Source organism: Mycetocola zhujimingii (genome assembly GCF_003065425.1).
Taxonomy (GTDB): Bacteria; Actinomycetota; Actinomycetes; order Actinomycetales; family Microbacteriaceae; genus Mycetocola_A; species Mycetocola_A zhujimingii.
Window position 1 is genome coordinate 2427994 of the sequence record NZ_CP026949.1, and the last position, 14089, is coordinate 2442082.

Below are 14089 nucleotides of genomic sequence, written 5' to 3' on the forward strand. Positions count from 1 at the left end.
TTCCTGTCTGTGCTCATGGACGGAAGTCCACGTAGCCCGATTCTTTGTCCCCGACCTTGACCTTCGTGTCCGGGAAACCCGCGAAGCAGGTGAGTGGTGCCTCGTCGAAGCCCCCGCTGCCGTTCGTCCTGAGGGTATATGTGCGGAAGTAGCTGCCGTTGGTGTAACAGCTCCAGTCGTAATCGGTGTTTGGCTCCCAGTTCTTCATGGTGATGTGGAAGTAGAACATGCCACCGCCCGCTGGCGGCCCCTTCTTCAGCGAGAGGGTGCGCTTATCCTCCGGTGGCGCCGGCGGCGGTGGTGGAGGCGGTGGTGGCGGCTCGGAAACGTGAACAGCATCCGACTTGGCCCACGGGCCACACTCGAACTGACCGCACGCCTGAACCTCAACCGTGTAGTCACCCGCACCGACGTCAGTGATCGACGCAGACCTCGACGTGGTCGAACCAGCCGTCCCGTTTGAGAATCTCCAGTTGTAGCCCGTGATGCTGCCGCCGTCATCGTCCGGCACTCCCCAGTTCGCCCTCAGGGCGGTTGGGGCTGTCTTGCCGCTCGGATTGCTGATCGCCACGCTGGTCGGAGCCGTCGGCGTCCCGTACGAGGTCGCCGACCGCGTCGGTGACGCGGCGCTCTCGCCGACCTTATTGGTCGCGCGCACGCTGAACTCGTATGGCGTCCCGTTCTCACCCGCGAAGCTGAGCCGAGCGCCGGCCTTTCCCGTCTGGACAACGGAACCTCCGCCGCCGGTCCGCGTGACCGTGTACGACGTGATCTCCGCACCGTTGTTCGACGGCGATGGCTCAATCGTCACGGTGATTTTCCTGGGGCTCGCCGCAAGCGTCGGCGCGGCCGGCGCATCCGGGGCGCTCGTGACGATGACGTCTGCGCGCCCCTGGGCCTGCCTCGAGGCATCCTTCGTCGCGTCCTGGATCGTGTAGATCACGCTGATCTGCTGGCTCTTCTCCGGGCCGGGCGTGATGATCAGGTTGGAGCCAGAGATCGTCACTGTCGCGTTGCCTGAATTGAGCTGCGTCGAGGTGATGGTGAGCGGCTGGCCCGGGAACGGGTTGTAGTCGTTGGCCAGCACGTTGAGGGTGACAGCCTTGCTGCTGCGCCCGTTCGGTTCGGAGTCATCCACCGTGGACGGCATGGGCTTACTGGAGGCAACGACCCGGACGTTCATTGAGCCGTCGATGACGAACTCCCGGTATTTCACCTGGAACGTGAGGGTGGTCGCTGTACCCGTCGGCGTGCCGAACGGCGCAGAGACAGTCACAGTGGATCCGCTCAGCGCTGCCTGGATTCCGCCGGCAGCGCCGCCGAGTCCGGAGTACGTCAGGGCTGCGAGGACCTCCGGATTCTGGTGGAAGCTCGCCGCGCGGAGGTCGAAGGTCTCCGGTTCGCCGTTGGCCTCGATCGTCATGTCTGGCGGGGTGAATGTCGGCGGCTCATCCTTCATCTCGGGGTCGCCGACGACGATGGGGAGAACCAGTGTCGCGACGCCGGTGGACGAACCGTCTGTCGCCTCGAACGTGATGTTCGCGGGCCCGCGGTAGTCCAGCGCCGGGGTGAACGTGAGGGTCTGGTCGTCGACGAAGTTCGGGGCGCCGTTGCTCTTCGCGCTCGAGACAGCTTTCGCTCCCGTGATGCGGATCTTCTTGCCGGTGGGCGACTCAGCAATGTCGTCGAGCTTCCAGGTGCGGGTCGCGTTCTTATCGACGTACTGGGTCGGCAGATCCTTCATGCGCGGCGGCAGGCCGTCGGAGAACGGAGGCACAACGATGAAGGCGGCGGAGCTGAGGGCGTCGACGGTGTTCGTCAGGCGGTAGGTGATCGCCATCCGGTTGTCGACGAGGGTGACGCGAACCATGCCGTCGCCGAGGTTCTCCGCGTTGGCAGCGTTAGGTCCCTCGAGTGACACTTCGAGATCTTCGGTGCGACCGCCAGAGTTGTTCGCGTTCTTCAGCACATCGATATCGACGGTTTTCTGACCGACGACGTCGGCCGCCTCAACGATGTGGTCGATGAGCGTCGGCGGTTCGATTGTGGCGTCCCTGGTCACCCGCACCTGAACGAACGCAGTGTCAAACCCTCCGTTGTTGTTGGTGATCTCGTAGCGGATGGAGAGCGTCGTCTCCTCCTCCGGCGCCTCGATCTCGACGAACTGCTTCTTCGATACGGTCGCGGTCACGCCCTCGGGGACCTCTTTGAGCTTCTTGACCACTTCGATCTCGTACCCGTTGGGGTCGGAGTCGTTGGCGAGCACCGGCACTGTCGCGACCCGGCCCGGTTGCACCTCGATGGTGTCGTCGACGGCGATGGGTGGCGAGTCCTGCGCTGGGCGCTGGATGACACCGATGCGCACGGTCCCGATCGCTGTCGCTCCATAAGTGTCCTTGAGCGTGTACGAGAAGACGTCGGTACCGCTCGAACCCGGGGCTGCGGTATAGACGAACGTCGTGCTGGTGGAGTCCGTCACACTTCCGAGCGCTGGTGAGCTGGCCAGCCCGTCGAAGACGAGCGAGTCACCGTTCGGGTCGAGTCCATCCAGCGGCACGTTGACCTCGACGGACGAGTCGGCGAACACCCGGGCGGTCAGTGTTTTGGGCGCTGGTGCATCGTTGTCGTCCTTGTTCTCGGCGACGACATTGAAGGTGACCCGCGCGACCGCCTGCTGCTTGAAGGCATCCGTCACCGTGTACACCGCCGAGTACACCCCTGGCTCACGCGGCGCCTGGTAGCGCACCTTGCCTTCGGCGACGAAGGCAAGCCCGCCCGTGGCAGGCTCCACGAGGTCCGGAGCGAGCGTCATCACCGCGTTGTCGGGGTGAACATCGTTGTCGAGCACAGGGACGCTTGCAATGTCGCCGGCGCGCACGGTGACCGTATCGTCTGAAGCGATCGGCGCCTGGTGCTTGGTCAGCGGCGGGACGGGCACGATCGACACCGTCGTCGTTGCCTCGTGAGTCCCATCGGACAGCGTGTAGCTGAACTGAAGCTGGTCGGTAACGGCGCCGGACGACGTCACGCGGATCACCGAGGAGTTGAGCACCTCGATGGAGAGCACCCGCGACTCGTCGGGAATGTCGAGTGAGCGAATGGCGAGAACGCTGCCGCTCGGTGACACGTCGTTGGTGAGCACGTTGAGAGAGGTGGGCTCGTTGGGACGAAGGTAGCCCGTATCGTGCACCGCGATCGGCTTCTGGACCTCGGTGGGTGCGTCCCGGACATCGACGCGGAGCATGCCGATGCTCGTGGCGGCACCGGCGCCGAGCGTGTACTGCACGTAGTAGACGCCGGCGTTGCCCGCCGCGAGTTGCATCGAGTTGGAGTCGGGCTTGACGGTAACGGTCAGTCCGCCGCTCTGCGCCTCAGCGCCGAGGAGCGCGAGCTGGGATCCGTTGGTGGAGAGGTCGTTGTCGAGGGGATACGCCTCGACGGGTTCACCGACGAAGGTCTGCACGTGGTCGGGCGTGCCGATCGGCCCGAGCGTGCCTGCCGGCTTGACGTCGACGGTGAAGGTTCCGGATGCCGTCTCGTAGCCGTCAGAGACGACGTAGACGATGTCGCGCGGGCCCTCCTGCGCTGAGGTGTGTGTGACGGTGACGAAACCCTCGTGGGAGAACCGGACGAGGTCACCGTTGTCCGACACCGCTGACTGGAGGAAGATGTCGTCGCCGTCTGGATCGCGCCAGTCGATGAGCGGGTTGTAGGAGATCGATTGCCCGACCTCGACGCTGACCGCACCCTTCCGCTGCTCGACGGGAGGCGAGTTGGTCTCCATCGGCATGATGGTGACGCTCACCGTCGCTTCGGCGACGCCTCCGGTGCGACCGTCCGACACCGAATAGCGGAACGAGATTGTGCCGGCGGACTGCTCGGCATTCGGGGTGAACTGCAGCGCGCGGCCGCCGTCGATGAATTCGACGAGCCCTGACTCCGGCACAAGCCCCTGGAGGTTCGCACCGATGGTGAGGACGTCGCCGTCCGGGTCTGTGTCGTTGTCGAGGACGGGGAGGATTGTGCTCTTGCCTGGGCGCGCACCGAGGACGTCATCTCGCGCGATCGGCGGGCGGTTCTGCTCGGTGCGGTCGGCGAGGGTGTCTTCGAACGACTGGGTCGATGCCTTCTCGTCACCCTCCTCGCCGTCATCCTCCTGAGGCGGAGTAACTTCCTCCCAGTTCTTCACGAGCCGCATGTTCGCGTCGACGAGCCAGACGTCGCCGGTCTGCAGGTTGTTCAGCGCAACGACATTCCTGTTGACGCGGAACTCGAGGGTCCCCCCCTCGGCGAGCGGCTCGATGGCCTGGCGGGAGGGCGAGGCGTCTCCACACACCGCGACGTACTTGCTTGCGCCCGACCACGCGCCGTGGGCACAGCCGTTGAGGTTGACCGGCGATGAGATCTCGTTGGCCTTCTTCACCGGATTGGTGATCTCGGCCTTGATGGTCTGCGGCTTGTCATCGTTGAGGCGGACGCGAAGCAGGGATGATCCGGTCGCGACGATGACCTCGCCGCCGGTCGCGCTCACCTGCTGCAGCTTGACGCCCTTGTCTGGCAGCGAAATCGAGCCGTCGGCATCCGTCAGTATTCGGTTCTTGTCCCGGTCGAGGATGACGGCCTGCTCACCGGCAGCGGTCAGGAGGTAGTCGTCGAGCTTCGGCAGCGCGGTGACCGTCGGCTCTCCCCCGCCCTCGGGGTAGGCATACAACTTCTTCTTCTCGGGTGACACAGCGAATACCGTGCCCTCGCTCGACACAACCGACTTGGCGTTCTTGCCGAGCTTGGCGATGGGCTTGGTGTCGACCGTCGAGAACCGCAGCTCTCCCGCCGTGTTCGTGACCCACAGCTCACCGGACTTGGGGTCGACGATGGAGAGCTTCGCGTCGCCGAGCGACAGCTCGGCGCCCGGCGGCATATCCGCGCGCTGGACAAGGGTGGTGAAAGCGGAGTCGATGCGCTCGACGGTGGAGCCTGAGCGGTCGTGGAGCAGAACGTTCTCGCCGTTCTGGAGGACGTCGATGTCGTTGGACACCGTGGAGACGGAGGCGTTGAGCTCTTCAATCTGACGGTTGAGACGACCAGCCATGAGCTCAGTGCCGTTCGTCACCCAGACGTCGCGGGCGCTCAGGTCGACGTCGGTGACCGGGAAGCCCTCGTGGATGACGGCGACGGTGACGGGGACCGCGACGAGAACCGAGAGCGCAACGACGGATGCCGTGATTTTGCGCCCCTTGAGCCACTTCAACAAGCTCTTGTCCCCCCAGGATTGACACGGTCGAGGGGTTCCTCACCGGCGCGACATCATCGCCGTGCTGAGAAAACCCACGCAACGCTAACATGCAGGGCAAGTGCCCCGATTATGCTTTCGCATGAACGCGGCAGGGCTACGACCGCGTGAGCGCGCGGGGACTGCCTTCGCCGGGTTCGAGAGAGTCGCCGCCCCCCAGTTTTGGGGTAGCACCGGGCCCGCTCGCATCGGCAGCAGCTGCGGCGCGTTCGAGCTTTTCCCTGTCGAGCAGCACCAGGTCACTCGCATCGACGAGTCGCGACGAGACGGCGTACTCAACGAGGCGGGCACGACGCCCGGTGGCGAGCTTGCCCCGTCCACCTCGGAGTCCTCGGACGCCGATCCGGTCGAGCTTGTCGCAGACATTGTCGAGTTTGCGGTTGAACGCCGTCTGGGTCCAGCCGAGTCGGGCGGCGGCGTCGACGGATGATGGAATCTCACCGCGGCCGGGAAAGTCCTGTCGCAGGACGTTTTCGGCCAGCGCGACGATCAGGAGACGCTGGCTGCTGGTCAGGTGCACCGGACCAACGGTGGTTGTGCCCGCTGCCATCGCGGTCATCGCCGATGTGCCGAAGTACTCGACCTCCGAGTGGACGGTGAACTCGTATGTCGTCGAACCCGCGCTGAACATCACCGTGAGCTCGGGGAACACGATCGGCAGCCTCGCGCCGGGAGCGAGCCAGGCCTGCACCTGACCGGTCGTGTCTGTCACCGTCGCGGAGAGCAGGTTGCCGACGTTGGCCAGCCACCAGAGTCCGCTCTCGTCACTGATCGAGAGGAACCTGCGGTGCAGGAACGGGTTCTCGTCGATGATCAGGTCGGACTCCCGCCCGACGAAGAAGGGTTGTCCTGGTGTGATGTCGTACCACTCGCCGCAGAACTCGATACGTGGAGCTTTCACTGTGTGCACATCTCCAATGGGTCGCCCGACACTTTCCCGGAGCTTCGCCTGGTGACGATCTCGATGCAGACCTGGCTTCCCGGGGTGATCGAGTCGAGGGTCACCGTCGGCTCCTTCGCGGTTTTGGGTTGCTCGTCGGCCGCGCCACCGACTCGCCGCCAGATGAAGGTATCGCCGTCTTCCGGTTCGGGGTTCGACCAGGCGAACGTCACCGAACTGCCGTCACCGACCGGTGACACCGACACCGGTTGCGGCTGGGGCACTCCCGCCGTCACGATGTCGGACGAGGCCGTTGGGGTGGGAGCCGCGTTCGGGTTCTCAGCGCCGGAGCCAAAGACGACGGCTGCGACAATACCGCCGGCGACGACCACGATCGCACCCGCACCGGCCAGGAGCGGAAGGAGTCGGCGTGGTTTCGGTGCGGGCGCGGGTGCGTCTTCGACCTCCGTCGGTGTGGCCCGCTCACGGATGACTGTGTGCTCGGGAGCGTCGCCGGCGATAGAAGGAACGGCGGGCCCCGCCCCGTGGGGCTGGATCGACGGCATCCGCCTGATGACCGTCGGGTCCCCACCGGCCTGAACCGGCGAGGACGCTGGAGGCTGGACGGACGGCGGCGCCTGCACCTTGGCGGGCTGCGCGTGCACGGTGGCGACGCCACGGATCCGCGTCTTGTCCTCTGAGTCCTCAGCCCGGTCGCCCGGTCGGTCAAGAATCGTGAGATTCGGTACATCGATGGCGGTCGGCGCGTACGAGAGCTCCATCTCAACGCGCTGCAGCGCCCGTGCGAAATCGACGGCGGTGGAGAAGCGATCGTCGGCCTGAACCGACATCCCCTTCGCGAGGATGGAGGTCAGCGACCGCGGAATGTCGTCGCGGTCCATCGGTGTGACCGTGCCGCGCTCGATCCGGCCGATGAGGTCGACGGTGCCGTTGGGGCGTCCGGGGATCTCGAAGGGCGTGTGGCCCGCGAGCAGGGTGTACAGCGTTGCGGCGAGCGAAAACACGTCGCTGCGCACGTCCGGCTGCGGGTTGTCGTCGAACATCTCTGGCGGTGACCACGGAATCGACATGCCGATGGAACCGGCCGCTGTCGCTCCGACCTCGGCGTTCATCGCCGCCCGTGTCGTCGAGTTGACGGGCAGTTCGGTGTCGACAGCGCTCGAAATCCCGAAGTCGGTGAGGGCGGGCCAGCCGTAGTTGTTGGTCAGAACGTTCGCCGGCTTGATGTCCCGGTGCAGGATGCCTGCCGCGTGCGCCGTCGCGACGGCGCTGGACAGCCGAACTCCGGTGCGCAGCGCATCGGCGACACTGAACCGCGCCCGCTTGTACTGCTCGGCGAGGCTCGGCCCCGAACAGTACTCCATGACGAAGTACGGGCGTCCGTCGGGCGCAAGCGCCGCGTGGTAAATCGTGACGATGTACGGGTGCGCCGAGAGCTGGGCCATGAGGTTCGCTTCGGCGATGAAGGCGGCCCGAAGCGCGTCGGTGAGTTCGTCGGATGCGAGCACCTTGACCGCCACCTGGCGCTTGGGGAGTTCCTGCTCGTAGAGGTAGACGTCACTGAATCCGCCGGCGCCGAGCGGCCGGACGTATTGGAGGCCGGGCAACTCCGGAGGAGTGGCGACCTGGCGAGGGGCCACCCTATGCCTCCGTGATGCGCAACACGATGTCACTGCCGAGGTCGATGACCGTCCCGATGATGACCGGGGTCGGCTCTCCGCCGCGAAGCAACTGCGGCGGCTTGCCAGGGGCGACGACGTGGGTGCCGTTGCTCGAGTGCAGGTCGGTCACGACGACAGTTCCGCCCTCGACCGCGACGCGGAGGTGGCTGCGCGAGATGTCATCGCCGGTGAGGGTGACGAGGTGCGGGAGAACGGATGCCGGCACGTTTGACACGCTCGGCGCCCGGCCCAGGATCACGGGTGCCGTCAGTGGCTGCTTTCCGCCGCCGGGCAGTTCGAGCACGTACGCGTGTGTGGGTTGCGCGGGCTGCGGAGAGCTCGTCGCGACCGGTGTTCCCTGGGGCGCCCCGTGAGCCTGGGTGCGTCTGCGAGCCTCGAGGATGTCCGCGGCCAGCATGGTGTTGCCGTCGTGGTCGCCGAGCGTCGTCGAGGAAGCTGGCGCTGAGGCAACGGTCGTCGAGGAAGCTGGTGCCGGGGACGCTGCCGTCGATGCGGGCTGCTGGTGAGTCGCCGGGGCGGCGGGGCGGCCGGCATCCTCGTCCTCATCGCCGGGCTGCTCGACCGCAGCGGAACCGACGGTGCGGAAGACGGTTGCCCCGAAGAGGTAGTCGTAACCATCGGGTTCGTCCTGGCTGGCCGGAGCGACGGGAGTCTCGGCTTCAGGCTTCACCCCGGTGGTGGTGTGGAAAACGCGCGTCTCTTCTGTGCTCTCAGCGAGCGACGGTGATTCGGGTTCCGGTGCGGGTTCCGGTGCGGGTTCCGGTGCGGGTTCCGGTGTGGGTTTCGGTGTGGGTTTCGGTTCAGCGTGCTGGGGAGCCCGTCGCGGCGTGGCCGTCGCGGCATCCGTTTTCTTCTGCTCATCGCCGGACTCGCTCGCGTCGCTGTCGAGTCGAATGGACGACACCCACGCCGCGCCCTGCGTCAGCGGGAGCAGTGGAGCGTCGGACGAGCCGGCACCGGTGTCGACGGTGAAAGTGACGGCGTTCTCCACGACCTGCTCGGTCCATGTGGTCACTCCACGTGAGGAGACCACGACCGTGCCGTCGTCGGTGACGACGCTGACTGTCGCTCCCCCGCGCACGATGACTCCGAGGCCATTGCTGCGCATGGCACCGTCTACCCAGAACACGAGGGCGAACGGTCCAACGTTCGACAACCCTTTTGCGGTGAGCATTTCCAGGACGGTCTGGACGGATGCAGCGGGGTCGATTGCCGAGGCAACCTCGGCGATCCGTTCTGCGTCCTGCGCGACCTGGGCCACGAGGACGCGGCCGGTCGTCGCGACGGCAAGCCAGTCGTGCTCGGGCGCGTCGGCGTAGAGATACCCTGTCATGTCACCCTCAGATCCTCGGCAGGGTCTGCTCGAGGAATCCGAGCGACCGATTTTCATGATAGCCCGGGCGCGGTGGCGCCGTGTCGACGCTGCGCGAGTCGACGATGAGGATGGTCACGTTGTCGTGCGCACCGGCGTCGAGGGCAAGTTGAAGCAAACGCTCGGCCGGATCTTCGACGCCGGACCGCAGCACAGCTTCGATCTGCTCGGTGGATACCTCACGCGTGAGCCCATCAGAGCAGATGAGGAACGTCTGGTGGTCGGATGCCGGGAGCAGCCAGACATCGGGGTCGGCATCGGTTTCGACGCCGACCGCGCGGGTGACGACGTTGCGTTCGGGGTGGGTCAGCGCCTCGAACGGCGTGATGTCTCCCGCGTCGATGAGTTCCTGGATCGCTGAGTGGTCGACGGTGACCTGACGCAGCTGGTGGTCGTCCCAGAGGTATACCCGGGAGTCACCGATGTTGAACGCCATCCAGTGGCAGTCGGCCTGGCTCGAGAGCGACACGAGGGCGAGCCCCGCCACCGTTGTTCCCGCGATTCCCGAGCTCTCGGCCCACGACGAGATGAGGGAGTTTGCGGCGGTGATCGCCGTGAAGACGGCCTCGGGCGACGTCGGCTCCCCGCGGCGGATGCTGTGCGACAGCTGGTGCACCATCGCCTGGCTGGCAAGATCCCCGCGGGTGTGTCCGCCCATCCCGTCGGCGACGGCGAAGATCGGCGCTTCCGCGATCAGGCTGTCTTCGTTGTGCTCCCGGACGTGTCCGGTTTCGCTCCGGCCGGTGACGGTCACCGTCACTATCGAGCGCGGAGTGGTGATGGTTTCAACGTGGGCAGACATATTCATGCAATTCTATGGACGGGGCAGGGCCTGATCGCGGTGCGGCGCCATCGAGACGCCGGCGGTATCCGAGCATGAGGGCGGTCCGGAACCGGACCGCCCTCATGCTCGACACGCTGGGGTGTTAGCCGCTGATGCCCTTGGCGAGCTCGCTGTCAACGTTGCCGAGAGCATCCGCCGCCTGCGTCAGGAACTGGCTCATGCCCTCAAGACCGTTCACAGCCTCCGTCGTGCCCTTGGTGAACTGGTCATACGACGTCTGGAACGCACCCGAAGCCTGGTCAGTCACAAACCCGTTCTGAACCAGGCTGTTCACCTGCGTCTGCAACTCAGTCAGCTTCGAAACGAGATCTTCCTTACCCGTCGTCAGACGCGTAGCAGCATCCGTCATCTCGCTGTAAGTCACATTCATGTTCGCCATGACAACACTCCTCAAAATCTCAGGCCAACCCCAACGGCTGACCGGCACACCACACACTATCGACCAGCACACCACCCACCAATGGGGAGGACTCCCCATTGGTCCTAAACGAAGGACTCGCCGATACCGAGGGGCATTCCCGCTTTCCAGTACTGCCTGGCCATCCACACGCCGACGCAGAACACCACGCAGCCGATGACAAGCGAGACCAGGAACAGCACGATGTCGGCTGTGAACAATGCGAGCCAGCAGCTGCCGAGAACAGCCCCGCCGACCCCACCCAGCCAAAGATCGAAGCGCCACCGATAGGTGAGCCAGCGCCAAATTCCTACCGGCGACTCGAGCAAGCGGCGATCCTCAGCGGCAATCATGTCGAGATACCGCTTTTTCTTGAGCTGTGAGACAGCAAGCACGCCGGCGATCGCTGATGCGAGGGCACCATACATGCCGAGAGTGAGCCAGACGTATACCTGCGGGAGTTCGTCGACGGTCGCGGGCCAGCCCCCGCCGAGAGCGAGAACGAGCGGCACGACGATCAGCAGGAACCACAAGGCGAGGGCAACGCCGATCCAGGTGGCCTGCGCCCTGGCCGAGAGGATGGGGCTGCTTGAGACAACCGTTCCTCCCCGCAGCCCTGTGGTTATCCGCGTTCCGACCTGACCGCGAAGCACCCGGCCCGTCATGATGAAACAGAGCGCGAGAAGGAAAAGCACTCCCGGAACGGAGAGAAAGAACGACAATTGCTCGATCTCCGACGGAGACATCCCGAAAAAGCCGCCGGGCACTACGACGTCGTTGTCCCACTCGGCCACGTCCCGGATCCGGGAGAAAAAGAACAGGTTGACGGCAACCGTTGCCACACCCAGAACCGCGAGAACAACCCCGATCCCGACCACGACATTCAGCGTGCGCTGCTTGACCTTACTTTTCGGCGCTTTACGACTGTCGCGCGTCTTCGACAAGTTCACGTCCCACAATCTCTTCTGCGATGTCAATGTCCCACGTGAGCGAGCCGATCACCGCATCAAACAGCTGAATGAACAACGGCGATTGCGGCGCCATCGGCGCTGAAACGGTGATGTAGAGCAGCTCGCTCGTGTGCGGTGCCGGCGTCCAGTATTCGACGAGAAGCGACGGTGTTTCTTCGGTGGCGTACTTTTGCGTCCCCGTCGTTGCCGTCCTCGCCGCCCAGCCGCCCCCATCGAGCGGAAGGATCTCGGCATCGGGGAACGTCGTCGCGAGGCGCGCTGCGGCGTCACCGACACCTGGATCAGACCAGGGCTGCAGGCGGGCCATCATGGCAGCTCCGAACGGCACTCCGGGCAACAGTTCAAGCGCGAGGGCGAACGAGACGGCTCCCTGCTCGGCCGCTGTGCCAGCGACCTCGGTGAGCTCATTGCGCAATTGCAGTCTCCGGCTTGCGAGCCGGTCGTCGCGACCCATCTGCTCTTTGACCAGCGCCGCGACCCGTCTCTTCATCGAGTCGGCGTCGGCCATTGGTATCGCAGCCCACGTGCCCGGCAGGACGAGATAGAAATCGGTCAGACCCAGTCTGACCTGACGCGTTTTCATCCGCGCTCCAGGGCGACCTCGATGGTTGCAACGAGGCCCATCGTCTGCTGAATGATGTCGTCGTAGGAATTCAACGACTGAGCGGTGAAGATGCACTCCACCATCTCCTTGCTTCTCGGTGGGAACACCCCGATAACCGTGCGTTCTTCGACCGTGGTCTCCTCGCCGAGATCGGTGTGCGCGATGAGGTTGTATGCCCCGACCGCCAACCCCGCCTCAACCGGCGCCGTCCACGTCTGCACGTTCTGGAACTCGACGCCGAGTTCGCGCCGGCCCTCGTCAGCGGCGAGCGACTCGAGATAGGTCTCGGGCCCCTGGTCATCAGCGAGCTGCACCAGACCGAGACCGAGGATGCTCGCCACGTCACCAGTGGACGGATCAGGAATCCAGACGGCCGTCGTCAGGTGCGAAGGCATCCGCCTCATCGTCTCCTGGACGGTACCGAGGCGCTCGACGAGCCGCTCCTTGACGTCGCCGCTCAGACCGAGCTCTCCAGCGAGAGTGCGGGGCCACGCCGAGGCGGTCTCAGGCTCCAAATCGACGGGGTACCAGTCCTCCGTCAACCCGATGTCGCAGTCGGCAATGATTCGGTTGCGTTTACCGCGCAGCATTCGGCTCCCAGTGAGTGAAGGTTTATCGGTGCGAAGAAGTGCTCTTAGCCTATTGGCCGGAGCGCAGCGTTATTTCTCGCTCGCGGATGGCAGGTACGAGTTGACTTCCTTGGCGATATCACCAAGCGGGCCGATCGCGTAGCTCTCCCAGTCGGTGACATCGAAGTTCAACACCGCGTTCGTGGACTGCGCACCGTGGACTGTGGCGGCGAGGCCCAACCGCGCCAGAGTCATGGAGTCCTGAAGAACTGAGGGGTTGTCGATGGCCAGGCGAATCGCCGTGTACGTGTCTTTGTTGAACTTCACGGCAGCGAGCCCCGGATCCACAACGAAGTTCTTGAAGAGCGTCTTGATACTACGGAAGTCGGCAGGAACCATACCCTTCTCGATCGTCGTCATCGCCTTGAACGGCTCCTTGAAGAAGATGTCCTTGATGCCCATACGTACTCGCGCACCGGCTTCCATCATCGACGGCGCGATGCTCTGGTTGCCCTTCAGACCGAGCCTGACCTTCATCCGCTTGAGTCCGGCAGGATTCCCGGTGACCTTCGCTGCGCTCTTGATCATGATCGAGGACTTGGCGAGCTTTCCGAGGTGCTTGATCAGTGCGCCACCGAAGAAGGTGAGGGCGACGCCAACGGCGGCTCCCAGAACGTCCATCCAGCTTCCGCCCTCGGCGATGGCTTTGACAAGCGAATCGATAAGTTCGATGAGGGCGCCGATCGCGGCGAGCACCAGGAGGATCGGCCCGAGAAAAGGCACCCACGATAAGAAGATGGCCAGAATCCCGGCCCACTTGCAGATGTTCTTGAACGCCTCGTAGAGCTTGGATCCGATGTTGTCCCACCCGGTGTCGTTGAGCTTGTCGCCCTTCTTTCCCTCGGTGACTCCGATGATCGACGCTATCGCGGCTTCGGCGGCGTTGTTCTTGTACGTCCTGGCATCACGCCAATCCTGCTGGTAACCCGTCAATGCGCTCGATGCAGCTACCAGGTCCGAGTCGGCGTCATCGACGGCGGTCGTCGGCAATGTGGGGTCACCTTCGGCGGCCTTCTGAGCCGTCGTCTTTGCGGTCTCGGCCGCATCGACGCTGGACTGGGCCGAGCCGATACTCGCGATGGCTGTGTCTGCGTTGCTCTTCGCCGTCTTCAGTTTGCCCGCGTAGGTCTGAAGGGCGTTTGCCGTGACCTCGTAGCGCTCTTGTGCCTTCGCGATGTCCTCCGCGACCGCGGTTGCGCTCGTGCGGACCGCATCGATTGCCTTGCTCGTCATCTGGCTGGTGTCGGCAAGGCTCTTGAGGGATGCGATCGAACGGGTAATCGCGTGCGCGATCTCCAGGTAGTGGGTCGCCTTCGACGAGACGACGGCGTCGTCGCCCTCAAGAGGTTGGAACTCGGTGTCAGCCATGGCGTGTCCTCTGCTTCGTGCCGCGGAAAAG

Annotated in this window: 10 protein-coding genes; all 10 read right to left on the reverse strand. The window is 64.7% G+C overall.

What is annotated here, in order from left to right; genetic code table 11:
- Window positions 1-13: 13 nt before the first annotated feature.
- The 10 genes from C3E77_RS11660 to C3E77_RS11705 all read right to left on the reverse strand — a co-directional run bounded on the left by C3E77_RS11660 (window position 14) and on the right by C3E77_RS11705 (window position 14058).
- Entirely contained in the window at window positions 14-5251 is a 5238-nt protein-coding gene (locus C3E77_RS11660; protein ID WP_162924993.1) for an Ig-like domain-containing protein, read from the reverse strand.
- Window positions 5252-5387: 136 nt separating this feature from the next.
- Entirely contained in the window at window positions 5388-6200 is an 813-nt protein-coding gene (locus C3E77_RS11665) for a hypothetical protein (protein ID WP_418288042.1), read from the reverse strand.
- Entirely contained in the window at window positions 6188-7831 is a 1644-nt protein-coding gene (locus C3E77_RS11670) for a protein kinase domain-containing protein (protein ID WP_108391792.1), read from the reverse strand. The genes C3E77_RS11665 and C3E77_RS11670 overlap by 13 nt, the downstream gene beginning before the upstream one ends.
- 1 nt (window position 7832) lies before the next feature.
- On the reverse strand, window positions 7833-9206 hold the full coding sequence (locus tag C3E77_RS15750; protein ID WP_108391793.1) for an FHA domain-containing protein: 1374 nt from the start codon (window positions 9204-9206) through the stop codon (window positions 7833-7835).
- Window positions 9207-9213: 7 nt separating this feature from the next.
- The gene (locus C3E77_RS11680) at window positions 9214-10047 is read right to left on the reverse strand and encodes a PP2C family protein-serine/threonine phosphatase (RefSeq protein WP_158270290.1); all 834 of its coding nucleotides are present in this window, start codon (window positions 10045-10047) and stop codon (window positions 9214-9216) included.
- A 124-nt stretch (window positions 10048-10171) separates the two neighbouring features.
- Window positions 10172-10468, reverse strand: a complete 297-nt coding sequence (locus tag C3E77_RS11685) for a WXG100 family type VII secretion target (protein ID WP_108391795.1) — start codon at window positions 10466-10468, stop codon at window positions 10172-10174.
- Window positions 10469-10572: 104 nt separating this feature from the next.
- Window positions 10573-11436, reverse strand: a complete 864-nt coding sequence (locus C3E77_RS11690; protein WP_162924994.1) for a hypothetical protein — start codon at window positions 11434-11436, stop codon at window positions 10573-10575.
- On the reverse strand, window positions 11405-12040 hold the full coding sequence (locus tag C3E77_RS11695; protein ID WP_108391797.1) for a hypothetical protein: 636 nt from the start codon (window positions 12038-12040) through the stop codon (window positions 11405-11407). Before C3E77_RS11695 ends, C3E77_RS11690 begins: the two co-directional genes overlap by 32 nt.
- On the reverse strand, window positions 12037-12651 hold the full coding sequence (locus C3E77_RS11700) for a hypothetical protein (protein ID WP_108391798.1): 615 nt from the start codon (window positions 12649-12651) through the stop codon (window positions 12037-12039). Before C3E77_RS11700 ends, C3E77_RS11695 begins: the two co-directional genes overlap by 4 nt.
- Window positions 12652-12720: 69 nt before the next feature.
- Entirely contained in the window at window positions 12721-14058 is a 1338-nt protein-coding gene (locus tag C3E77_RS11705) for a putative T7SS-secreted protein (RefSeq protein WP_108391799.1), read from the reverse strand.
- Window positions 14059-14089: the final 31 nt, after the last annotated feature.

Excerpts from the sequence above, each read along its gene's own strand:
- C3E77_RS11700 (WP_108391798.1), bottom strand. The coding sequence starts at position 12,651 with ATGCTGCGCGGTAAACGCAACCGAATCATTGCCGACTGCGACATCGGG.
- C3E77_RS11705 (WP_108391799.1), bottom strand. The coding sequence starts at position 14,058 with ATGGCTGACACCGAGTTCCAACCTCTTGAGGGCGACGACGCCGTCGTC.
- C3E77_RS11680 (WP_158270290.1), bottom strand. The coding sequence starts at position 10,047 with ATGTCTGCCCACGTTGAAACCATCACCACTCCGCGCTCGATAGTGACG.
- C3E77_RS11685 (WP_108391795.1), bottom strand. The coding sequence starts at position 10,468 with ATGGCGAACATGAATGTGACTTACAGCGAGATGACGGATGCTGCTACG.
- C3E77_RS15750 (WP_108391793.1), bottom strand. The coding sequence starts at position 9,206 with ATGACAGGGTATCTCTACGCCGACGCGCCCGAGCACGACTGGCTTGCC.
- C3E77_RS11695 (WP_108391797.1), bottom strand. The coding sequence starts at position 12,040 with ATGAAAACGCGTCAGGTCAGACTGGGTCTGACCGATTTCTATCTCGTC.